This window comes from Gemmatimonas sp., assembly GCF_046594945.1.
Lineage (GTDB): Bacteria > Gemmatimonadota > Gemmatimonadetes > Gemmatimonadales > Gemmatimonadaceae > Gemmatimonas.
On sequence record NZ_JBKJRB010000173.1, the window covers coordinates 25,685 to 47,974 of the forward strand.

Consider the following 22,290-nt stretch of genomic DNA (forward strand, 5'->3'; position numbering starts at 1 on the left):
GCTGGTATTGCTGGACCACGGTGGCCGCTGCTTGCTCGACAAGCGGCGGCCACCGTCGCATGTTCGAGCCATGAATTCTCCTTGTCTCGTATCCCGCGTGGTCGTCGCCAGTGCGCTTGCTGCCACGTGTGGACTCGCCGCCTGCTCTCCAAAGGCCGACGCCGCGACCGACAGCGCTCTCGTGGCGGCCGCTTCGGATACCTTTCCGTCGCAGGAAGGCCTGATCGATGTGCCCGGTGGCAAGGTGTGGTATCGCAAGATCGGCAACGGTCCCGGCATCCCGCTGCTGGCGATGCACGGTGGTCCCGGTGGCACATCCTGTAGCTTCGAGGTGCTGGCGCCACTGGCCAGCGAGCGGCCGATCATCTTTTACGATCAGTTGGGCTCCGGCCGATCCGAGCATCCGACCGACACGACGCTCTGGAACTTTCCGCGCTTCGTGCAGGAAGTGGACGCCGTACGCCGCGCGCTCAAGCTCGACAGCATCCACCTGCTTGGTCACTCGTGGGGCGGTTCGCTGGCGGCCGAATACATGATTGCCACCAAGCCTACTGGGGTGAAGTCGGTGATCTTCAGCAGTCCGCTCATCTCGACGCCGCGGTGGATCGCCGACGCCGACAGTCTGCGCGACCAGCTCCCGGAATCGATTCAGAAGGTGCTCGACGAAAACGAAAAGGCGGGCACGCTGAATTCACCGGCGTATGCCGCGGCCACGGATTCGTTCTACGCGCGACACGTGAAGCGGCTGCCGACGGCGGCGCTCGCTCGCTGTTCTGGCGTGAGGGGGAACGACACGATCTACCGTCAGATGTGGGGACCCACCGAGTTCCTGTCGAATGGCTCGCTGAAGTCATGGACGCGCTCAGCGGATATGGACGAGATTACCGCGCCGACGTTATTCATCGCGGGCGAGTTCGATGAAGCGCGCCCGACCACACTCGAGGAATTCCGCAAGACGATGCGTGACGCCCGGCTGGTGGTGATTCCGGGCGGAGCGCACGCGGCCATGCGTGAGAAGCCGGCGGAGTACGTCGCGGCAGTGCGAGCGTTCCTGGCCGAGGTCGAGAAGCCGAAGCGATAGCCTCTTGCCGGCCGCGTGTGTCGGCGTTTCGCGCACGGTTGCCTTACACCCCCTCGGAGCACGCATGCGCCTGATGTTTGGTCTCACGGCCGCCGTGGCCCTCGCCGGTTCCGGCGGCGTTGCCGGACGGGCCCGACCGGTCGCCGTCGCTTCTCCTGTGGCGACAGTGGCACCGGTCGCCGATGAGCACGCCAATCACGAGACGTCGTCGATGCTCGTCGGCGTGGGCTCCATGATGCCGGGAACAACATTTGCGCAGCAGCCCGGAGGGATCTCGGCATCGGCCGCCGCCGCGGGCGTCCGATCAGGATCGCGGCGGCGATCGGACAGGTTACGCCGGCGATTGGCACGCGCATTCTGAACGCGGTGTCGAAGTGCGGTAGTCTGTCACTGCCGTCGGCCGTGCCGAAGTACGGCATCGTGGGCTTCGGCTGGGGTTGTGGACGGTCGTCCTGGCACGCGACCATGGGGCCGGTAGTGGGCTTGCACGGTGGCAACGCCGCGCGCATGAATGCGACCATTCCAACCGCCGACTCGACGCTGAACTCCCTCGGCAAGTCGTACGAGACGCCCATTCTCGAAGGCGCGGGGCAGGGCTGTCTTCGCGGGCAGGACGGCAGTACGCCGAACACCGCCGCCGCGGTGTGGCCGAGAACGGTCGCGTTCTTCCGCGCGAAGTTGGGGCGGTAGTTCGCGTGGAATGTGCGCTCGTGATTTGTGCTAGCGGCCATGCTGTCCAGCGATCATGACGAGCGCCGTGACCAGAACTTTAAGGGCCGGTGTCGGACGACGACGTGGATGGCGGCTCGGGTCGCGCGTGCGTGGGCGGCGGCGGCGATCACCGAAATTCGCAGCGCCTGTGCGTGTGCCGGCGCCTGTGGTGGTGGCGTACGCGTTAGTCCCTCTCTCCATCGTCCATGTACCGGCGCGTGTGGCCGCGATGCGGCTGGTAAACGTGAGCGTCGCGCTGCCGCGCACGGTGCGGGTGCCCTGTTCGCCAGTCAGTGTGCACACGTAGGTGAGCGGCACCGGCGATTGTGTGAGTGGTCCACCGAAGGTGAGCGCTTCATCGGACGCGCCACCCCCGCGTTAATCGAACAGGATCACGCGTGCGACGCGTCCCACCTGCTCGAAAAACGCGACGTACTCGGGCGGCTCTCACGCGAGCTCGAGGTGCGAGACGAGGCCGTGCCTGAACAGCAGGCGTGACCGCACCGTTGCCAACGACCAAATCCGCAATGTGTAGGCCGGCATTGTATGCATATCGGAGCTCCGACCGCACGACTGGCACGGTTGTTGTTTGCTGAACCGGCGCGTCCAGCAGGTCGCGCGTCATCGCCACGCAAATCGCTTCGGCGCGCGACGAGACGGCAAGCCCGCGATACCGCTACCTGACGGACCGCCGCACGGTGTCGGCCGAGAGCGACCGCCGCTGCGCGACCGCTGAGAGCGAACACCGGGGCGGAAAGGTCCTCGACGAGCAACGTCAGCACCTGGCGTTCACGCAGTTTGAGGGTTTGCGGCATCTGCCAAGATGCCATCGCGATGGACGGTGCCCCCCGCGGGCGCGATATTCCCGAATCTGCTCTCGCTCCTCTCTCAGCCCAGCACACTATGATCCGTTTCGTTCGCTTCGCTCTCGTGGCACTCGTGCTGCTGGCCGTCGGATTGATGGGCTATGGAGCCATGAAGAACCCCGAGCAGGGGCCGCTGAATGCTGCCGCGCGCACCGGCGTACCAGGTCAGTTCGTGGCACTCTCGGGCGGTGTGACGCACTACGACATTTCCGGTCCGGACACGGGGCGCGTGGTAGTGCTGGTGCACGGCTTTTCGGTGCCATCCTACATCTGGGATTCCACGTCGACGGCGCTCAGCGCGGCCGGCTATCGCGTGATCCGCTACGATCTGTTCGGTCGCGGGTGGTCCGACCGTCCGGATGCGGCGTACGACGGCGCGATGTACGACGCGCAGCTCGGTGAACTGTTGGACTCGCTGCGCATCACGCAACCGATCGACTTGGTTGGGCTCTCGTTCGGCGGCTTCGTGACGTCGCACTACGTGGTCGGACATGCGGCACGCGTGCGCACGCTCACGATGATCGATCCGGCAAGTTCGGCGCGGGTGCTGCCCGGCTTTCTGTCGTGGCCGATGGTGGGCCCGTGGATCTGGCAGACCACGCAGGTGCCGGGTATGGCCGAGGGGCAGGCATCGGACTTTCTACATCCGGAGCAGTTCCCCACGTGGGCCGAGCAGTACCGGCCGCAGATGCGGTACGACGGATTCGGTCGGGCGCTGCTGCGCAGTGCGGTTACGATGAGCCGCACGGATTTCGGCGCGCTGTTTGCCGCGGCGGGGAAGACGGGCGTCCCCGCGTTGCTGGTGTGGGGCAAGCAGGATCAGACGGTGCCGATCGCGCTGTCCGAGGTGGCACGAAAGAACATGCCGTCGCTTGAGTTCTTTGCGGTGGACTCGGCGGGACATCTGCCGCACATCGAACAGTCGGCGTTGGTACATGCGAAGCTGCAGGAGTTCTTTCGCGCGCACCCGCGTGCCCTTCCGTGATCCCTGCTGATCCTTTCTGTTTCTTCTTCCGAGATGCTCGTGCTCCGCTTCCGTCGGCTCACCCACTCCGCGCTTCTGCTTGCTGCCGCTGTTCCGATGCTGGCGCTCTCACGCGTGGTGGTGGCCCAAGCCACGTTTCCGGGCGGCGCCGTGCAGGGACCGCGCTGGCGTCATATTGGACCGTTCCGCGCGGGCCGCACCAAGAGCGCCGTGGGGGTGCCGTCACAGCCGAATGTGTTCTACATGGCCCCCACCAATGGCGGCGTGTGGAAGAGCAACGACGCCGGACGCACGTGGAATCCCATTTTCGACGGCCAGAACACCGGATCGATTGGCGCGGTGGAAGTGGCGCCGTCCAATCCGAACGTCCTGTACGTGGGCAGCGGAGAAGGGCTGCAGCGGCCCGATCTGAGTACGGGTAATGGCGTGTATCGCTCGAACGACGCTGGTCGCTCCTGGACGCATCTGGGGCTCCGGGACGGCCAGCAGATTCCGCGCATCGCGATCGACCCCGCCAACCCCGAGCGGCTGTTCGTGGCGGTGTTGGGTCACCCATACGGCCCGAACACGGAGCGCGGTATCTATCGTTCGGTGAACGGCGGGCAGTCGTTCGAGCGTGTGCTCTACAAAGACGAGAACACCGGTGGCGCCGATGTCGTGCTGTCGCCGACCGATCCGAACACGGTGTACGCCGTGCTCTGGGAAGCACGGCAAGGGCCCTGGGAGAACGCGGCGTGGAGCGGACCGAACTCGGGGCTGTTCAAGAGCACCGACGGTGGCGCCACGTGGACCCAACTCGCGGGCGGATTACCCACCACCGCCGACGGGCTCGGACGATTCGGCATCGGTATCAGCCCCACGAACCCGCGGCGCATCTACGTGACGGCCACGGCCGGCGCCACGAGCGGTCTCTATCGGAGCGACGACGCCGGTGCGACTTGGACGCGGACCACGTCGGATAATCGTATTTTCGGACGCGGTGATGACTTCGCCGCCGTGACGGTAGACCCCCGCGATCCGAACACGCTGTACTCGATGAACGTGGTCGCGTGGAAGAGCACGGACGCGGGCGTGACCTGGAGCGCGTTCCGAGGAGCACCGGGGGGCGACGACTATCAGCGCCTGTGGATCAATCCGCTGGTGCCGACCACGATGCTGCTGGTGGCCGATCAGGGTGCGGTGGTTACGGTGAATGACGGCGAGACATGGAGCTCGTGGTACAATCAGGGCACAGCGCAGTTCTATCACGTGACCACCGACAACGCGTGGCCGTACCGCGTGTGCGGTGGGCAGCAGGAATCGGGCTCGGCCTGCGTGAGCAGTCGCGGCGACGACGGCAGTATCACCTCTCGTGATTGGCGCCCCGTTGGCGCGAGCGAGTACAGCTACGTGGCGCCCGACCCGCTCAATCCCGACATCGTGTATGGCGGCACCGTTTCGCGCTTCGATCGTCGTACGGGTCAGACGCAGAATGTGAGTCCGGCGATTGGGCGCGCGCGCGGTGCGGCCGGCAGCGGACCGGACTATTTCCGTGGCATCCGCACCATGCCGATTCTGTTTTCGCCGATCAATCCGCGGAAGCTGTATTACGGCACCAACGTGGTGTGGAGCACCGTGAACGGCGGCACCACGTGGAAGCGGCTCAGCGACGATCTCTCACGCGACACCTGGAGCGTGCCCGCCAGCGTGGGCAAGTATGCACGCACGCCGACCGCCACGCCCACGCAACGTGGTGTGGTGTATACGATCGCGCCAAGTTACGTCGACTCGAACACGCTGTGGGTCGGCACCGACGATGGCCTGATTCACCTCACGCGCAACGGTGGCGCCTCGTGGCGCAACGTGACCCCGTCGCAGATCAGTGCATGGTGGAAGGTGTCGATCATGGACGCGTCGCACTTCAGTGCCACCACGGCGTACGCGGCGGTGAATACGCTACGCCTCGATGATCTGCGGCCGCATATCTACCGCACGCGCGACGGTGGTAGCACGTGGACGGAGATCGTGAGCGGCATCGCGACGGATGCCCCGATCAACGTGGTGCGCGAGGATCCGAAGCGTCGTGGCCTGCTGTATGCTGGTAGCGAAACACAGGTATGGTTCTCGCTCGATGACGGCGATCATTGGCACTCGCTGCGCGCGAACATGCCGGCCATCTCGATCCGGGATCTTGTCATCAAGGACGATGACATTGCGGTAGGGACGCACGGTCGTGGTTTTTGGATGCTCGACAACGCGACGGCACTACGGCAATGGAATGAGAACACCGCCACGTCACCGGCGACGCTGTTCGCGCCGCCGGTCGCGACGCGCGTGCGCTACTCGATGTATACCGACACACCGGTGCCGCCCGATGAACCGCGAGCCGAGAATCCGCCTGATGGTGCGATGATCGACTACTACCTGTCGCGCGATGCGCAGTCGGTGTCGCTCGAGATTCTGAATGCGGCGGGCCGCGTCCTGCGCACGTTCGCCAGCACTGATCCCACGCCGCCGCCCGCCGACGCTGGCAACTGGCCGCGTTACTGGTTCCGACCCGCCACGGCACCGAGTACGAAGGCCGGGTTGCAGCGCGTCACCTGGGACTTGCACTACGCGCGACCGAGCGCCGAATGCTCTCTGCCGATCTCGGCAACGCCGTTCAACACGAAGTGCGAGCCCGAGGGGCCGTGGGTGATGCCGGGTGTGTATACCGCCCGCGTCACGGTCGATGGTGCCGTGCAGTCCCACAAATTCACCGTGCGTATGGACCCGCGGGTGAAGACGTCGCCTGCCGCGCTCAGGCAGCAGCACGATCTGTCGCTGGCGCTGTACGACGCGATGCGCGAAGCCGAGACGCTGGCCACCGAGGCTCGCTCGAGTGGACGTACCACGTTCGCCAGGCAGGATGCATTCGGCGGAGTGGGCGCGTCACATCAGGCCGTGATAGACGCCCTGCAGGAAAGCGACGCGCCGGCCACCGCGGTGATGGTGCAAATGGCGACGGCGCGATTGGCGGCCTATGCCGCGCTCAAGGCGCGGTGGGTGGCGAAGTAGCGGCGGCGCGTCCCGACGTTTTCGGCGGGGCGTATCCCGGCGGCGGTCCGTCGGGATGCATCCGGCACGCCGGCGGCTGCTCAACCGTGTACGTGAAGTTCGCAATGCGCCACGTGGACCCCACCTGTACGAGCGTGAGCAGATCGATACCGCAGTGCGACCACTTACCTTCGGCCCAGAGGTCGTAGGGCATCCACACGCTCGCGATCGTGCCGGCGACGCGCACGGTTGGATCGTAGCCGCGCTCGATGATCGGCGCGCGCTTGCCCGCGGCGCGCTGCGCCGCCACGGTGCGCACCGTGTAGGTCCCACCGCGACCGGTCTGTTCGCGAGCGGGGAAGAACTGGGCCTCGGGGAGCATGAGATCGGAAAGTGCGATCAGGTCGCCGCTGTTGATGTGACCGAGTGCCGAGTCGACGACGGCCATGACGATGGCGCGCCGGGCGTCGGTACGGGGTAGGTCGACGTTTGGCACGCGCGTGCGCGAGGTCGATGCGCAGCCGCTGAGCGTCAACGCCAACAGCAGTGTGGTAAAACGTGTACGCATGATCCGATAGGTAAAGGTGAGCCTAGCGGCGCGCGGCGCTTACGCCCGGCAGGCGACAGATGGGACAGTTCTGGAGGCGCGGCTCGACCTGGTAGGTCACCGTTACCGGCCCGCGAACGACGGTCATTTTCGCGATCGTGTCCGTGACCGTCACGGTGATGGTCAGTTTCGCCCCGGACACGCGACCGACGAACTGGGCCGGCATCGTCGGCCCGACCGCGACCGGAGACGCACGCAGTCGGAAGCTACCCGCGGCCGTGAATCGACCCTCGGAGTCCAGTGGCACGCGACCGGGGATATCGCCGAAGGTACAGCCGATATGCACGTGCGCGATCGTGTCGTTCACGAGCACGCCGGCGCTGTCGGCACCCCACGTGCCCGTCGCGAGACGCCCTTCCGACGGCGGCCCATTGCTGACGTCACCGCGACAGCCGGCGGCCACGATGAGCATCACCGGCAGTACCGAGATGATGGCGCGCGTTCGCACCACTACACGCGGCATCATCCCGGAGTCGGCGGCGCCACGAACCGCTGCGAACGCTGTTCATAGGCATGCGCCAACGCGAGCAGGCGCGCATCACTGCCAGGGAGTCCGACGAACGAGACATTGCCCGCCGGCAGGCCGTTCGCGCCGTAGCCGGCCGGCACCGAGACCTCGGGAAGCCCGAGCCAATTTCCGTAGCCGAGCGCCGTGCGCACGTCGGGCCACGGATCGGTCGCGGCTGGCGCTCCGAATGGCATCGTGGGGTACACCATGGCGTCGATTCGCTGCGCGGCGAATGAAGCCGCCAGCTGCGCAACGGCCTGCTCGCGCGAGCGCGCGAACGACTTGCTCGCGGCATCCTCCTCGTACGGCTGCACGATGAGCTGCTGCATGGCATCCCAGTCGGTGGGCAGCACGTCATAAAACGCACGGAAGGCCTCGAAGCCACGCTGCACGTTACGCGCAGCGTCCCCGCCTTGTCGGGCGAAGTAGCGCAGGAGTGCGTTGGCCGTGGGGGCCGGTGCGTTGTGGTTGGGCGCGACGTCGCCGCGAGCTTTGGCCAGGGTGGCGAACAGGTCGCGTACATTCGCACGATCCACGGTCGGCTCGAATGCTTGTACAACGGCACCGGCGCGGGTACAATCGTCGATCGCGCGGTCGAACACCGTGATACACTCAGCGGTCATCTGCACGCGGGGCATGTGCAATTCCACGTATCCGAGTCGGGCGCCACTGAGGGCGTCATCGCGTAGCGCACCGAGCCGTCCGCGGGTGTACGACGAGCGATCGGCGAGGCCATCGGACACATCGGGTCCCGCTATCGCCTCGAGCATGAGCGCGGCATCGGCGACGGTGCGCGCCAGTGGGCCGTGTGTATCGAGATACGGCCACGTGGGAATCACGCCAGTGCGTGGCACGAGCCCGAACGACGGCTTCATGCCCACCACGCCGGTGAACTGGGCGGGAATGCGATTCGATCCGCCATCGTCGGTGCCGAGGGCGGCGAACGCCATGCCGCAAGCCACGACCACGGCCGATCCCGCGCTGGATCCACCGGGTGTCCGCAATCCGGCGCGGTCGTGCGGGTTGCGCACCTGGCCCGTGAGTGAGCTGGTGCCATTGCCGCGATAAGCAAAATCGTCGGCAGCCGTTTTGCCGAGCAACACGGCACCGGCCGCGCGAAGCCGCTGCACTTCAAGCGCGTCGCGAGTAGCCGGCAGGGGGAAGAGGCGCGCCCACTCGGCACTCGATGCCGTCGTAGGCAGTCCTTTCATGTCGTAGATCGACTTGGCGAACATCGGAACGCCGTCGAGGGGGCTGAGCAATTCGCCACGTGGTGCGCGGGCATCGGAGGCGCGCGCTTCGGCGAGAGCGGTATCGGCCAGCTGATCGATCGCGCGTACCGCACCATTCCAGGCGCGACACCGTCTGAGCGCCTCCGTGGTCACCGCTACCGCGGAGAAATCACCACGAAGGCGTCCCGCCTGATACTGCATGATAGTGCCAGAAAGTGGATCGCTGACGCGCGCGGGCCAGCCAATCAGTGGCATCGCGAGCAAGGCGCTGAGTTGCGCGAGGGCTTCGCGGCGAGTGGGTGACATCGTGGACGTTACGGGAGGTCAACCGCGCGTTTGCCGAGCGGCGCAAACGACACGGCGGCCAGCCGAAAGTGCGCGAAGCCAAACGGAATGCCGATGATCGTGACGCAGTAGGCGATACCAGCAAGGACGTGCGAGATCCAGAGCCAGATACCGGCGAAGATGACCCAAAGGACGTTGGCCAGGCTTGTGCCCACGATCGGCGTTTCGCCCTGCGTCCGTGCGTCGACCAGCGTGCGGCCGAATGGCCACGCGGCGAAGCCGGCGATGCGGAAGGCTGCGACGGCGAACGGTATGCCGACTACGGTGATCGCGAGCAGCAGTCCAACCAGCACCCACGCGATACCGGCCACGAGGCCGCCGCCAACGAAGAACCAGAGGATGTTCAGCAGCAGAGTCATGGAATGGCTCGGAGTGAATGCTCATCGAGTACCGTACGAACTTTCCGCGCCAACGTCGATGCCGTGAAGGGTTTCTGCAGGAAGTCGACTTCTGCGTGCTGCACGCCGTGCCGAAGGACGGCGTCGTCCGTATACCCGCTCATGTACAGCACCGCAATCTGCGGCAATTGCTCCCGCAGCGCTTCGACCAGTGCCGGGCCGCTCAAGTGCGGCATAACGACATCGGTCACGAGCAACGCGATGTGTTTGTCGGTCGACGCCACGACCTCCAGCGCATCGACGCCGTCGCGTGCCGTCAGCACGTCGTATCCCAGCGCCTGCAATGCGCGCAACGCGAGGGCGCGGACACCGTGGTCGTCTTCGACCAGCAGAATCACTTCCGTGCCGCCGCGCACGCTGTCGCTGCCTACCTTGGCGATGGTGGACGTGGTGGTGGACACGGCTGGAAGATAGATCCCGAACGTCGAACCGTGGCCCACTTCACTGTACACGTGAATGCCACCACCACTCTGCTGCACGATGCCGAACACCATCGATAGACCAAGGCCCGTGCCTTTCCCTACGCCCTTGGTGGTGAAGAACGGCTCGAAGATGCGCGAGCGTACATCGGGCATCATGCCGGTTCCACTGTCGGTGATCCGCAGCATCACATACGGTCCGGGTGTCACACCCAACTGCATCCGACTGAACGTGTGATCTACCTCCACGTTCCCGGTCTCGATGCTGAGCATTCCCCCCGTCGGCATCGCGTCACGCGCATTCAGCGCGAGGTTCATGAGGATCTGATTCAATTGACTGGGGTCAGCGCGTACGGCCGCGACCTGCGAGTCGAGTATGGTTGACAGTGAGATATCTTCGCCGATCAGGCGACGCAGGAGTTTGGACGTTTCAAGCACGACCGCATTGACGTCGATCACCTCCGGCTGCAGCAGTGCTTGACGGCTGAAGGCGAGCAGCTGGCGCGTGAGGTCGGCGGCGCGATCGGCCGCATCGGAGATCTCCTGCACCGATTCCTGCACGTCCCGTGAGATATTGGGCAGCGATAGCAGCAGCCCGCTGTGACCGGTGATGATCGTGAGCAGATTGTTGAAGTCGTGCGCGATACCTCCAGCGAGCTGTCCGACCGCTTCCATCTTCTGCGACTGCTGCAGCTCCTGCTGCAGTTTATCCCGCTGCACCTCGGCCAGTTTACGGTCGGTGATGTCACGACTGATGCCCACCAGCCCCGTGATCTCACCCTGTGCATTGCGCAACGGCACCTTGATCACCAGAAACCACCGCGTACTGCCATCGGCGCGGACGCGGAATCCTTCTGAATTGAGCAGCGGGTTCCCGGCCAGCACCTGTGCGTCTTCGGCAGCACGTTGAGCCGCGAACTCCGCCGGCCAAATATCGGACGCCGAGAGGCCGATGATCTGGTCTTCGCTGTCCTTGCCGAACTGTTCACAGGCGGCTCGATTGGCGAGCCCAAACCGCCCGTCGCGATCTTTGGTGATGACGACGTCGGGCATGGCGTCGATCAGCGTACGCAAAACCGCCTGTTGTCGCTCGAACGACGCGCGGGCAAGAATCTCTTGCTGTAGTGCGGTTTCCATCGCCGAAATGACGACGCCGATGGCCAGAATGAGCAGCGTATTGAGCAGTGCGAAATTCAGCGTGACGGTGATCCAGCCGCTCAGGCTTTGTGGTTGCGCAACCGTGAGCATTTCCGCCGCGACAAGTCCGAAGGTACCGACGAGCAGGAGCGTGACGGTGCTCAATACGGTTGCCAGCAATCCGGCGCGCGTTCCTAGCAGTAACGCCGTCAAAATCGAAAACCCAAGCAGGTAGATCTGGCTCCTTGGGCCGACCGAGACCAGCAGTCCCGTACCGAGTACATACATGATCAGGCAGAACACTGTGGCGCGCACCTTGAAGGGCAGCTGCTTCAACCCGACGAGCGCCGCGAGCAACACCACCGCCAGCACATCGATCACCACGACACCCAGTAGCCCGGCGCGCAGCGCCACGATGACGCTGGGCACGCACACCAGTACACCAAGGATCAGCCCGGTACGCATGATGATCGTGAGCAACGATGTCCGCCACTCGGGGGCTTCTGGCACGACCGCGCCAGCGTGCGGGCTGTTCATTTGAAGACCGTGTGCGCGCCGCGGTCGTCGGCCGCTTCGCCCTGCAGTCGCTTGGCAAAGAAATCCACCAGGGTGTCCTGTCCGGTGGACGGCGTGGCCGCGGCGTCGTATCGATGCGCGGCCGGATCCCAGACGAGCATGGATTCCGTGGCGTAGTAGCGACCGATACGTGCCAGTTGCGCCTTGTCGGCAAGTGGCGGTAACGCACGACCGAGCACGCTCAACACACCGATAATCGTGTCGAGCAGTGACACCGGCACCTGCTTGAAACGGGGTTTACGTCCGAGCAACGCGAACAGCTGCTCGCCCTGTTCGCGGGGCGTCTGTGCGTCGCCCGGACCGCCAATGGGCAATACGCAATTCTGCCGCGCCGGATCGGTGAGGCAGCCCGCAAGGAACTCGGCCAGATCGTCGTCGCTGATCGGCTTGCACGCCGTGAGTGTGCCGTCGCCGAACACCAGGAACGGCTTCCCACGTTTCACACGGTCCACTTGTCCGGACAGTGACTTGAAGAACGCTGTGGGACGAACGATCGACCAGGTGAGACCGGAGTGCATGAGGGCCTGTTCGAATGCCAGCTTGGCCTCTTGAAAGGCCAGCTTCGGCTTTTGTACGCAGATCGCTGACAGCAGCACCATGTGCGGGACGCCCACCGTCTGTGCGGCGCGAAGCACGTGCAGATGTGCCTGATGGTCGATGGCCCAGGCATCGCGCGGCACGCCGCTCCTCGAGGCCATGCAGGACACGACGGCGTCGAAGGGCTCATGCTTAAAGCCATCGCGGGCGATCGACCTGGGGTCGGTGACATCACCCTTGCGGACGGTCACGCCGGGGGCGGCGGTGGCGCCTGTACGACCGAAGCACACCACCTCGTGGCCATGGCGAACCAGCGCGCGCACCATGGCGCGACCGATGGTGCCGGTAGCGCCGAGCATGAACACGCGGAGCGGACGGTGGATCATCTCGGAAAGATGGTGCGGGCGCCCGCCGCTGGGAATACAGCGGCGTAACGCGTAGCGTGGGCTGGATCTCGCTGAACCGATCACACAGAGGGCAAGAGCGCAGGAGAAAAAGAGTTGTCATTCCAAGATTCGCCGAACCGCCACGCCGCTAGTTTTCCCATATGACGATGAGACGATTTTTCGTGCCCGTGCTCGCACTGGTGTTCGTGACCTCCACTCCGCTGATGGCGCAGGGCTATCCGCCGAGTCAGCGCGGCACGGTGGCCCAGCGCGTGGCGTTTACCAATATTTCGATCGAGTACGGTCGTCCCACCGCGCGCGGGCGTGTGCTGTTCGGTGCGCTAGTGCCGTGGGACAGCATTTGGCATCCGGGGGCTGATGTCGCCACGCAGATCACGTTCAGCCGCGCCATCATGCTGGATGGGGCGCCGGTGGCGAAGGGCACGTACACCGCGTGGCTCATTCCGCGCGCGACGGGAGCATGGACGTTCATTCTGAATCGCCAGAAGAACATTCAGCACACGCCGTATCCGGGCACCGCCTCTGACGCGCTGCGGCTCGAGGTCGCTCCAGATCAGGCGACGTCGGTGGAAACGCTCACCTACCAGTTCCCGATGGTGTTGCGTGACGAAGCGACGCTCCGGCTGCAGTGGGGCACGACGGGCATCTCGATGAAGATCAAGGCCCCCTACCGACCGGAGTAGTCGACTCAGGGCCTCGCCGTCTCGAAGCGAATGGTTTTGAGGGCGTCGTTCGTGTGCGTGAGCTCGACCGATCCTGCCGGGAACCCGTTGAAACGCAGCATGTAGGCGACCACGTCGGTGACCTGTTGGCTGGTATACACACCGGGCGTGTCGGTCGGCATGCTGGTGCGAATGCGTTCGTGCAACTCGGCGAGCGTTTGCCCGTTCCAACTGCTCATGAACGCGCTGCCGGTGAGTTCACCAGCCTCATCGCCTCCGGCGAGTGTCTCCATGTGGCAGCGTGCGCACAGTTGCTTGTACGTGGTTTCTCCACGGCCTGCCTGGGCCGCGGAGAAGACGCTATCCCACGTGGTGCGATCGGTCGGTGTCCGATGCGTGGTCGAGCTACGGCTGGGCGTGGCCGCCAGACCGGCCCAGAGCGGCATCACGATGAGTGCGCCGAGGAGGGCCGCGATGCGTACGCGGCGGCGAGTGGACTCGCGTCGCCTCACCGCGCCCCCCCGGCCGGAAGCCGAAAGGCAATGTACTCACCGGAGTACGGGCCGCCGCTCACGGCGACCACCAAATACTGCTTGCCGCCGACGGTGTAGGTCATCGGTGAGCCGCTCTGCGGGGCCGGCAGGTTCACGCCGCCCACTTCTTTGCCGGTGGCTTTGTCGTAGGCGCGCAGCACGGCACCGCGTGGGCGCGGTGCCAGCGTGGTGACCTCGGGATCACCGGCGATCACGAGTGTCTTGGTGACCAGCGTGCCCACCGAGCCCGCCTGTCCCGTGCGCGGAATCGTGAGGCCCTTGAGTGCGTCATGATTGCGCACAGCATCGGGGGTTTCGCCGTGTGGCACCTGCCACACGATGTCGCCCTTGTCGAGATTGATCGCGGTGATCGTGCCGTAGGGAGGCTTGAGCAGCGGCAATCCCTGCACGGAAAAGCCGCCGCGCGCTGCCCCGGGGGCGAAGCCACGAATGTAATCCATGTCGGACACGCCTTTGGCCGGCACCACGAGTCCAAGCGCCGATGGGGACGCGTTGGTGGCCGACAGGTACACCATGTGGGTCTCGGGATCGTACGAACCACCCGGCCAGTTACTCCCGCCGTTGGTGGGACCATTGGAGAAGGTGGCGAGTGGACCTTCGGCCTTGCTCACGATTGGCGGGGTGAAGATCGGACCGAGTTTGAAGCGGGATGCGGCGGCGAGGCCGGCTTCCTTGAGGGCTGGCGTAAAGTCGATGAGATCGGTGGGCAGCACGCCGTTGCGAGCATACGACAAGGGCTTGGTGGGTATTGGTTGCGTGGGTGCGTACCACTCGCCCGGCACGTTGCCCTTTTCGACGGCGCGCTCTTCGAAGGGCCAGATCGGTTTGCCGGTGACACGATCGAACATGTAGAGAATGCCCTGCTTGGTGGGGAGCGCCACGCTCTTGACGGCCTTCCCGCCGACTGTGATATCGGCCAGGATCGGCGCTGCCGCGAGATCGAAGTCCCAGATGGGATGGCGGACCAGCTGGAAGTGCCACTTGCGCACGCCGGTGAGCAGATCGACGCAGACGAGGCTCTCGCCGTACAGGTTGTCACCCGGTCGATGACCGCCGTAGTAGTCGCCGGTGGGCGATTCAATCGGCAGATACACGAGGCCGAGTTCCTCGTCGGCGGTGATCTGCGTCCAGACACCGGTGTTGCCGGCATTCTCCGCTGAACCGTTCAACCAGCTGTCGTAGCCGAACTCGCCTTTTCGTGGAATCGTGTGGAACGTCCACAGTCGCTTGCCGGTGCGAACATCAAAGCCGCGAATGTCGCCCTTGTTGTTGCGATATGACTTGGGTGAGCCGCCTTCGCGAAAGGCAGCCCCGATGATGACGACGTTGCGCGCTACCGTGGGCGCGCCCTGATAGCCGATCTCGCCCGTCTCGAGGTCGGGCAAGACTGGTGAATCCATGTCGCGCTTGAGATCCACGGCGCCACTATCGCCGAAGCTGCGGATGCGTGCCCCGGACGTCGCATCGAGTGCGACGAGTCGATAGCCCGGCGTGACATACAGAATGCGTGCACGCTTGCCGTCGGTCCAATACGCCAATCCGCGTCCGGAGAGTGGGCGCGGCGCCGCGGCGCCACGTGCCCCTTCGTTCTCGCTGTGCATCCAGAGCAGTTCCCCCGTCACGGCGTCGAGGGCGACGACCGCGCGGCGCGTGCCCGCCGTGGTGTAGAGTACGTTGCCGATCATCAGCGGCGTACCTTCCAGTTTGAACTCGGGGCGCGGGCCCAGCTGATCGGTCTTGAATCGCCACGCGACTTCGAGCGTGCTGAAATTCTCGGCGGTGATCTGGTCGAGCGGCGAATAGCGTGTGCCGCGCGTATCGCCGGTGTGACTGGGCCACTCGCCCGTGGCGGTGGTGAACGGCGCGCGGCGCGGTGCCTGCGTGCGCGCCCTCGTGGGTGATACCAAGAGCAGGCACAGACAGGCGGCGCTGGAACGAAAGAGCGTCATCGCGCTAGGGTACGGGTTTTCTGACGGCCTTCGCCTTGCGCGCGGCCACGAGTGTATCGAACTCCGCCTGCTCGAGATAGGTCACATCGATCCAGTTGTGCGCCATCTCGTCGACCGTGCGATCGCCCCAGCCGACCCACTGTGACGGGTCGGGATTGTTGGTATTGGCGGCGGTGTTGTCGTGCCACGCCGTGAAGACCAACGTGGTGCCTTTGGGCAGCAACGGCGCCGCATCGGTGGCGTAGACGTAGTTGATGTGCCAGTTCCACTGGAAGTTGTTCACCGCGCTGATCACTTCCCGACGACCATCAGGGAACACGGCCTCGAGCGACATCGCTTTGCCGCGCAGATGCATGTGCGGCTGAAAGTTCTCGAGCCGTCCCGGGGCGGGCATCACATAGAAGTTCTGGGTGACGGTCTTCTCGTTGGGCGGGATGTCGAGATCCCGGTCGCGCGACAGGTCAAACATCTTCAGCACCGTGCGGTGCGGCGGCACGAAGCCTTTCGGATAGAAGTACACGGCCATCTCGACCTGACTGTCCTTGATCTCTTCGCCGATGGCGTGCATGTGCACTTCCCAGCGAATCTGCGATCCCGGCAGCATCAGCTTTCCCGCGTCGTCGGGAAAGATCTGGCCCGTCTTGCCGACGGCCCACTCCATGAACAGGCCGGCGTTCATCTGGTGATCGTGCGCCGAGCTGGCCAGCCCGGTGACACCCTGCTCAGGCTGCAGGAGATAGGCGAGTACATGATGCACAATCTTGCGATCATTCGCGCGCACCGGCTTCACCTCGATCGCACGTACCCAGCGCGGTTCGGTGAGTCCCGTTTCGACAACGGGACGGAACCACTTGTCCTGCGTCTTCGGCGCCAACGTGTACGGCTTCGAACGAATCACGAGATCCGGCTGGACGCCCAACTGCTCTGTGAGTTGCCACCGGTCCGGATCGGGAAAGGTGATCGCGGGCGGCATGTCTTTCGGATCACCCAGCGGCGTACCGGCGTCCACCCAATCCACGATCGCGGCGATTTGTTCGTCGCTGAGCCCACCGTCGTTCTTGAACTGCTGCACGCCGATCGTGCGATCAATGTGCCATGGCGGCATGAGTCGCGCGGCCACCTTCGTGCGGATGCGTCGCGAGTACTTCTTCGCGTCGTCGTACGTGAGTAACGACATCGGCGCGATCGAGCCGGGTTGATGGCAGGACTGACACTTCTGCTGCAATATGGGCGCGACGTCTTTGGCGAATGTCACCGCGCGTCGTCGTGCAGTCGACGTGGCCGGCGCGTCCGTCGAAGCAACGGCCAGCGCACGGCGCACCGCGAAGGGATTCTGCGCCGTGAGTACGCTCGTTGGACGGAGCAGCAGGAGTGTGCACGTCAGAAAGCCAAGTGTCGTCGTCCGCGCGTTCATGGCAACACCGTCACAGGAATGAATCCGTTGGTCCAGCAGCACTGCGCATGCCCGGCGGTCATGGCCGACAGATCATTGGCGCGCACTCGCACGAGATACTCGCCGGCGCGACTGAACGTGGCGGTCGTGGTGCCCGTACCGCCGGTCGGTGTGAGTCGGCTGGTTGGGGCGGAGAAGGACACCGTGCCGGGGCCTTGATGCTTGAACCAGGTGAGATCGACGGGCGCTTTGGTCTTGGCGTCGTCGGTAACGGTCACACTGAGCGCGAGCGGCGTGCCGACGCGTATGCGGAGCGGACTACTCGTGACGCCCAACGGCCCGCGTCCCTCCGTGCCCCTATCGGCGAAACGCAGACTGGGCGGGGTATTGTTGCTGCTCGCCTCGCCTTCCACGGCGTCGATTTCCCAATCGGGCTTCAGGCTGCCGGGGATCGCAAACGTCTGTCCGCGATCTTTCACCGTCCAGACGACCTGCTGGCTGCCAAAGTCGGCCGGTACGACCACTGCGAACACCCCCCAGTGGCGACGTGGCGAAAACGACGATGGCTGGCCCTGATTGGCGGCACCCGGTGCGACGAAATTGTCGTTGCCGATCGGCACGTCCATCTGTTCGGCGGTGTTCCGATTGTAGTAGCCGAACGACAGGCTGTAGCTCCCGTCTTTGTTGTGATACCACCCTTCGAAAACCGGCGTGACCGATTGTCCACTCGGACTCGACGGTGCGAGCGAGCCCTGGGCGTGAGCGACGGCCGTCGGCGCGACGGCCAACGGGACGACCGCCAGTGGCGTGACGGCCAGCAGCCACGGCACGATGCGGGACCGTCGTTGAGCATCCGGGTAGCGCACAGTGCCTCCTGAGGGGGAACGATCTATGATGGCGCAATTGCTCGGCGGGGTTGGGGCTCACGTCGCGCCGCGAGAATCTCGCGCCCCATGATCGCCCACGCAAATACCACGGTTGGACGGACGAACACCGGCTATCTTCGAGGCACTATCGTCGGTTATCCTGTCGGTGGCTTCACTGACCTCGGGCCCGGTGCCGAACTGGGCAACACCGTGAGCACTGGCCAGCGACTGATTCTGGTTCGTTGACGTTCTGTCATTAGGAGATCCCATGTTCAAGAAGTTCGCTGCCGAGGCCTTCGGCCTCAGCGACATCGGTGTCATCGTCGAGTCAAAAGACTTCGACAAGGTCGATGCCGACGACTATCTGTTTCACGAAGATCAGGAAAAGATCTACTTCCTGATCAAATCGCGGAAAGACGAGTACTGCTTCACGAACCTCGCGCTCATCCATGTGGATGGCGAGTCCGCCATCTCGGCCAAGCGCGTGATTCGTCGTTATGACTACGCGCAACATGCCGTCGCGAATGTGTCGATCGAAACCGCGGGTACGGTGGATCTCGACATCGAGCTCAAGTTCACGATCGGTGACAAGCTGTTCAGCATCGACGTGCGCAAAAGTCATCTGGAGGCGCTAAAGGACATGTACAAGGCGCTCCACTCCATCGGCAAACTGCAGAAGCGTGACGAAGTCGGTCGTTCGCACGCCATGGCGGCGGCGTCGGTGCTGGGTTCCATGATGAAGCTCAACAACACGGTCACTGATCCGGCGTCAGTCGTGAGCCACTACCGCGCCGTACTCGACGCCCTGAACGATGCGGTGCGTGACGATCACACGCGCAAGGATTTCAGCGCGGTGTTCGAGAAGTACATCCACGCCTGAGGCATGGTGTGGGTGTGACCGCTACTTGTGACTTACCGCCTCGCCGGGCAGTGTCGGCGTGGTCACCGGCCGCCGGCGAGCGCGAGTGAGTTGCTCGAAGCTGTAGCCCAGCGCGATGAGCTTGGGCTCGCTCCACGCGCCGCCCAGAAATGAAATGCCGATGGGTAACCGGTTGTCGCTGAATCCGGCCGGCACGATCAGGTCGGGGAAGCCGGTGAGGTTGGCGATGTTCATGGCGTCGGGTGCCGCGCTGTTCCCCGCGTTGTCGATGCGCGCCGGTTTCACCGACTGCGTTGGGTACACGATCGCATCGAGCTGATTCACCGCCAGCACACCATTCACCACGTCGCGCATCATGGGCAGCGCATGATCGCGCACCGAGCGATAGCGGTAGTCGTCGGTGCTGCCGCTGGCGAGTTCGTTCACGAACTTCGCCCACCGCGACGCATTCGGCGACGCACCGTTCGCACCGAGCGATGGCAGGCTTCGGGTACGCTCGATCATCTCGGCGAGTGACTTCGGATAGCCAACCGGCGTGTTCCGCAAGTAATCGGCGAGCTGCGGCGCGAACTCCGGAAAGCGCACGGCAGTGTACCACGCGTCCTTCGCGTCGAGCATCCATTTCGGAAAACGCACCTCGACGATGGTGGCGCCGGCCTTGCGCATCGCGTCGAGCGACGACTCCATGATCCAATCGACCTCGGCATCGAAGCCGGTGAAGTCGCGCGCGATGCCGATGCGTGCACCGTGCAATGCGTTCGCCTGCAGGTACTTGGTGTAATCGCGCTCCGCGTGTCCTTCGCTACGGCGAGTGGCCGTGTCGGCCGCGTCGTGGCCTGTCATGACACCGAGTGCGATCGCCACGTCGGTGACACTGCGTGCCATCGGGCCACCGGTATCGAACGATAGTGCTAGTGGAATGATGCCGGTGCGACTGAGCAGGCCGTGCGTCGGTTTGAGCGCCGCAATGCCGTTGACCGAAGCTGGCCCTCGAATGCTGCCGCCGGTATCCGTGCCGAGTCCGAACTGGGCAAAAGCGGCGGCCACGGCGGCTCCAGTGCCGCCCGACGACCCCCCAGGCGAATACGCGACATCATGCGGATTTCTGGTTTGGCCGCCGAGCGAACTGTACGCACCCGATGAGGCAAACTCCGACATGTTCACTTTCGCCAGTACAATCGCACCAGCATCGCGCAATTTCTGAACGAGGACCGCGTCCCGCGCCGGGACGTATCCCTCAAGTAGCACCGACCCGCCCGTGGTGGGCATATCGCGCGTGTCGTAGTTGTCCTTGAGCACGAACGGAATGCCGTGCAGCAACGAGCGCTTGCCGTTGGCCTTGCGCTCGGCATCGAGTGCCCGGGCCGTCTCGAGCGCCCTCGGATTGAGCGTGACGACGGCATGAATCGCCGCCCCCTGCCGGTCGTACGCCGCAATGCGCGCGAGGTAGCGCGAAACCAACTGCACCGCCGACAGCGTGCCCGCATCGAAAGCGGCGTTGAGCTCGGTGATCGTGGCGGCGTCGAGATCGATAGCACGTTGCGCGCGGGCCGTCGACGCCATCGAGAGCAGCAGCGCCGTTGCCAAGGCCAGTGCGGCCGTGCCGCGTGTCAGAGTGCGCAACGGGGGAACTCGGCTACGAATGGATATAGCTGTGGAGCGTGGCGATCGTGCTCTCGTGATCGGAGATGATATCGTCCATGATGTCGCGAATGGAGATCATCCCGAGCACTCGGTCGCCGTCGAGCACAGGGAGGTGGCGAATCTTCTTGGCGCTCATGAGCGCCATGCAGTCGCGGGTGCGGGTGCTCGCGTTCACCGTGAACACGTCGGACGTCATGATTTCTGAGACGCGCGTTTCTTTCGAATTCCGACCCTGCAGCGTGATCTTGCGCGTGTAGTCACGCTCTGAGAACACTCCCGCCAGGCGGTCGCCGTCCATCACGAGCAGGGCACCCGCGCCGTAGTGGGCCAGCTTCTCAACCGCCTCGTACACGGTGACGTCGGGCGTCACGTGCCAAAGCGTCCCGTCGTGCTTCTTGAGGAGTTCGCCGACAGCTTTCATGACACGGTACCGGGTAGGGGTGACAGGAGACCCCTAGGGTACTGTCTGGCAGGCGAGGACGCTAGAAGCCCGGTGCCACGGCTTATCAGCGTTTGGCGCGTACCGCCTTCGCCGCGACGAGGATCGAGAATCCTTTGAACGGCACCAGCCGTTGACCCGGTTTCGGAACCGTGCCGCGCGCCCGCCCGGTGCGCACGTCGCGAATGGCCTTGGGAACCCGCGCCAGTACCGCCGGCGCCACGGACACCACATTGTGAGCGGGAAGCACGCGACGCAGCGACGGAACGAGTGCCGCCAATCGGTCCATCGAGCGCTGGTAGGCGTCAAGGTCGGTTTCCGGCATGAATAGCCAGATCGGACCAGCGTAGAAGCTGTCACCGGTCCACAGCAGGCCATTGGCACGGTCCAACAGCGAGATCGCGTCGGGCGTGTGCCCGGGTGTGGCGATGACCTCCAGCGATCGTGCGCCGAGATCGAAGCGCGTGCCATCGACGATCCGCTCCGCCGCGCTCCATGGTCGAGAGCGGAACGACGTCGTGTCGAGCCCGGCGGGGCGGTTACCACAGAGCGCGGCCGGACTCACTTCACTGGCCACATCAGCGTGCGAATAGCCGGCCATGCGCGCGTTGGTGAACGGCGTCGACATCGCGCGCACGTCAGCAAAGTCGGCGTTCCCGCCCACGTGATCGAAGTGCGTGTGTGAGTTGATGACCGTGACCGGCAACGACGTGAGTTGCATGACCACCGGTTTGATCGGCATCATGCCCAGTCCGCTGTCAAACAGCAACGCGCGCTGCGAGCCGACAATCAGCCAGGAGATCACTTCTTCGAACTGGTATGGTTCGATGATCGCATACACGCCAGGCTCGACCAAGCGCACGTGAAACCACGCCGTGCTGGCGGCCTGCAGCGGATAGCGTACATTCGCCGCGGTATGCGCGCGGTCGCAGACTTTAAGCGCCGGCGCCGGCGCGCGCTGCGCCGGCAGGTTCATCGTGAGCAGCAGCCCTACCGCGAGTAGGGTGCGCGGGAGAAATAGAGACATGCGAGGGTCGGTGAGATGGAGCGAATGAGGATCGCGCGAAGTGTACATGCAA

The 22,290-nt window shown here is 64.6% G+C and carries 22 protein-coding genes; 8 read left to right on the forward strand and 14 right to left on the reverse strand.

Features of this window, described 5'->3' with window-relative positions; all coding sequences use genetic code 11:
- Positions 1-70: 70 nt before the first annotated feature.
- The 3 genes from ACLL97_RS21110 to ACLL97_RS21120 all read left to right on the forward strand — a co-directional run bounded on the left by ACLL97_RS21110 (position 71) and on the right by ACLL97_RS21120 (position 1,771).
- Positions 71-1,081: a proline iminopeptidase-family hydrolase gene (locus ACLL97_RS21110; RefSeq protein ID WP_411282459.1), complete on the forward strand. Its 1,011-nt coding sequence runs from the start codon at positions 71-73 to the stop codon at positions 1,079-1,081.
- A 64-nt stretch (positions 1,082-1,145) separates the two neighbouring features.
- Positions 1,146-1,442, forward strand: coding sequence for a hypothetical protein (locus ACLL97_RS21115; protein WP_411282460.1), 297 nt, complete (start codon positions 1,146-1,148; stop codon positions 1,440-1,442).
- 5 nt (positions 1,443-1,447) lie between these two features.
- Entirely contained in the window at positions 1,448-1,771 is a 324-nt protein-coding gene (locus ACLL97_RS21120; RefSeq protein ID WP_411282461.1) for a hypothetical protein, read from the forward strand.
- 30 nt (positions 1,772-1,801) lie between these two features.
- Here the strand turns inward: ACLL97_RS21120 and ACLL97_RS21125 are convergent, their stop codons facing one another.
- Positions 1,802-2,110 carry a hypothetical protein gene (locus ACLL97_RS21125; protein ID WP_411282462.1) on the reverse strand — a complete coding sequence of 103 codons (309 nt, stop codon included), beginning with the start codon at positions 2,108-2,110 and terminating at the stop codon, positions 1,802-1,804.
- A gap of 585 nt (positions 2,111-2,695) precedes the next feature.
- Here ACLL97_RS21125 and ACLL97_RS21130 point away from each other — a divergent pair.
- Both ACLL97_RS21130 and ACLL97_RS21135 read left to right on the forward strand, forming a co-directional pair.
- Positions 2,696-3,643, forward strand: a complete 948-nt coding sequence (locus ACLL97_RS21130; RefSeq protein ID WP_411282463.1) for an alpha/beta fold hydrolase — start codon at positions 2,696-2,698, stop codon at positions 3,641-3,643.
- A gap of 33 nt (positions 3,644-3,676) precedes the next feature.
- The gene (locus tag ACLL97_RS21135; protein ID WP_411282464.1) at positions 3,677-6,679 is read left to right on the forward strand and encodes a WD40/YVTN/BNR-like repeat-containing protein; all 3,003 of its coding nucleotides are present in this window, start codon (positions 3,677-3,679) and stop codon (positions 6,677-6,679) included.
- Here the strand turns inward: ACLL97_RS21135 and ACLL97_RS21140 are convergent.
- From ACLL97_RS21140 to ACLL97_RS21165, 6 genes are read right to left on the reverse strand one after another with little or no spacing between them, the layout of a single operon-like run.
- On the reverse strand, positions 6,654-7,226 hold the full coding sequence (locus ACLL97_RS21140; RefSeq protein ID WP_411282465.1) for a hypothetical protein: 573 nt from the start codon (positions 7,224-7,226) through the stop codon (positions 6,654-6,656). The two genes, ACLL97_RS21135 and ACLL97_RS21140, sit on opposite strands and share 26 nt — an antisense overlap.
- A gap of 22 nt (positions 7,227-7,248) precedes the next feature.
- Positions 7,249-7,731, reverse strand: a complete 483-nt coding sequence (locus tag ACLL97_RS21145; RefSeq protein ID WP_411282466.1) for a hypothetical protein — start codon at positions 7,729-7,731, stop codon at positions 7,249-7,251.
- On the reverse strand, positions 7,728-9,311 hold the full coding sequence (locus ACLL97_RS21150; RefSeq protein ID WP_411282467.1) for an amidase: 1,584 nt from the start codon (positions 9,309-9,311) through the stop codon (positions 7,728-7,730). Before ACLL97_RS21150 ends, ACLL97_RS21145 begins: the two co-directional genes overlap by 4 nt.
- A gap of 8 nt (positions 9,312-9,319) precedes the next feature.
- Positions 9,320-9,709, reverse strand: a complete 390-nt coding sequence (locus tag ACLL97_RS21155; RefSeq protein ID WP_411282468.1) for a YccF domain-containing protein — start codon at positions 9,707-9,709, stop codon at positions 9,320-9,322.
- The gene (locus ACLL97_RS21160; protein WP_411282469.1) at positions 9,706-11,841 is read right to left on the reverse strand and encodes a PAS domain-containing protein; all 2,136 of its coding nucleotides are present in this window, start codon (positions 11,839-11,841) and stop codon (positions 9,706-9,708) included. The genes ACLL97_RS21155 and ACLL97_RS21160 overlap by 4 nt, the downstream gene beginning before the upstream one ends.
- Positions 11,838-12,776 (reverse strand): NAD(P)H-binding protein, encoded by a 939-nt coding sequence (locus tag ACLL97_RS21165; protein ID WP_411282502.1) that lies wholly within the window; start codon positions 12,774-12,776, stop codon positions 11,838-11,840. The genes ACLL97_RS21160 and ACLL97_RS21165 overlap by 4 nt, the downstream gene beginning before the upstream one ends.
- A 188-nt stretch (positions 12,777-12,964) precedes the next feature.
- On the opposite strand from ACLL97_RS21165, the gene ACLL97_RS21170 reads away from it, so the two are divergent.
- Positions 12,965-13,507, forward strand: a complete 543-nt coding sequence (locus tag ACLL97_RS21170) for a DUF2911 domain-containing protein (protein WP_411282470.1) — start codon at positions 12,965-12,967, stop codon at positions 13,505-13,507.
- A gap of 5 nt (positions 13,508-13,512) precedes the next feature.
- Here ACLL97_RS21170 and ACLL97_RS21175 read toward each other — a convergent pair whose 3' ends face one another.
- Genes ACLL97_RS21175 through ACLL97_RS21190 form a run of 4 tightly spaced genes read right to left on the reverse strand, consistent with a single transcriptional unit; the run spans position 13,513 to position 18,248 of the window.
- Entirely contained in the window at positions 13,513-13,998 is a 486-nt protein-coding gene (locus ACLL97_RS21175) for a c-type cytochrome (RefSeq protein ID WP_411282471.1), read from the reverse strand.
- On the reverse strand, positions 13,995-15,989 hold the full coding sequence (locus ACLL97_RS21180; RefSeq protein ID WP_411282472.1) for a PQQ-binding-like beta-propeller repeat protein: 1,995 nt from the start codon (positions 15,987-15,989) through the stop codon (positions 13,995-13,997). Before ACLL97_RS21180 ends, ACLL97_RS21175 begins: the two co-directional genes overlap by 4 nt.
- 4 nt (positions 15,990-15,993) lie before the next feature.
- Positions 15,994-17,403, reverse strand: coding sequence for a c-type cytochrome (locus ACLL97_RS21185; RefSeq protein WP_411282473.1), 1,410 nt, complete (start codon positions 17,401-17,403; stop codon positions 15,994-15,996).
- A complete protein-coding gene (locus ACLL97_RS21190) occupies positions 17,400-18,248 on the reverse strand; it encodes a hypothetical protein (RefSeq protein ID WP_411282474.1) in 849 nt (282 codons plus the stop codon). Before ACLL97_RS21190 ends, ACLL97_RS21185 begins: the two co-directional genes overlap by 4 nt.
- A gap of 87 nt (positions 18,249-18,335) precedes the next feature.
- Here ACLL97_RS21190 and ACLL97_RS21195 point away from each other — a divergent pair, with 87 nt between their 5' ends.
- Positions 18,336-18,494 (forward strand): hypothetical protein, encoded by a 159-nt coding sequence (locus ACLL97_RS21195; RefSeq protein ID WP_411282475.1) that lies wholly within the window; start codon positions 18,336-18,338, stop codon positions 18,492-18,494.
- A gap of 22 nt (positions 18,495-18,516) precedes the next feature.
- Entirely contained in the window at positions 18,517-19,128 is a 612-nt protein-coding gene (locus tag ACLL97_RS21200) for a PH domain-containing protein (RefSeq protein WP_411282476.1), read from the forward strand.
- A gap of 21 nt (positions 19,129-19,149) precedes the next feature.
- On the opposite strand, the gene ACLL97_RS21205 is transcribed toward ACLL97_RS21200, so the two are convergent.
- From ACLL97_RS21205 to ACLL97_RS21215, 3 genes are all read right to left on the reverse strand, one after another.
- The gene (locus ACLL97_RS21205; RefSeq protein WP_411282477.1) at positions 19,150-20,751 is read right to left on the reverse strand and encodes an amidase family protein; all 1,602 of its coding nucleotides are present in this window, start codon (positions 20,749-20,751) and stop codon (positions 19,150-19,152) included.
- 13 nt (positions 20,752-20,764) lie between these two features.
- Complete coding sequence (locus ACLL97_RS21210; RefSeq protein WP_411282478.1) at positions 20,765-21,193, reverse strand: CBS domain-containing protein; 429 nt, start codon at positions 21,191-21,193, stop codon at positions 20,765-20,767.
- Between the two features lie 85 nt (positions 21,194-21,278).
- Positions 21,279-22,238: an MBL fold metallo-hydrolase gene (locus ACLL97_RS21215; protein ID WP_411282479.1), complete on the reverse strand. Its 960-nt coding sequence runs from the start codon at positions 22,236-22,238 to the stop codon at positions 21,279-21,281.
- Between the last annotated feature and the right edge of the window lie 52 nt (positions 22,239-22,290).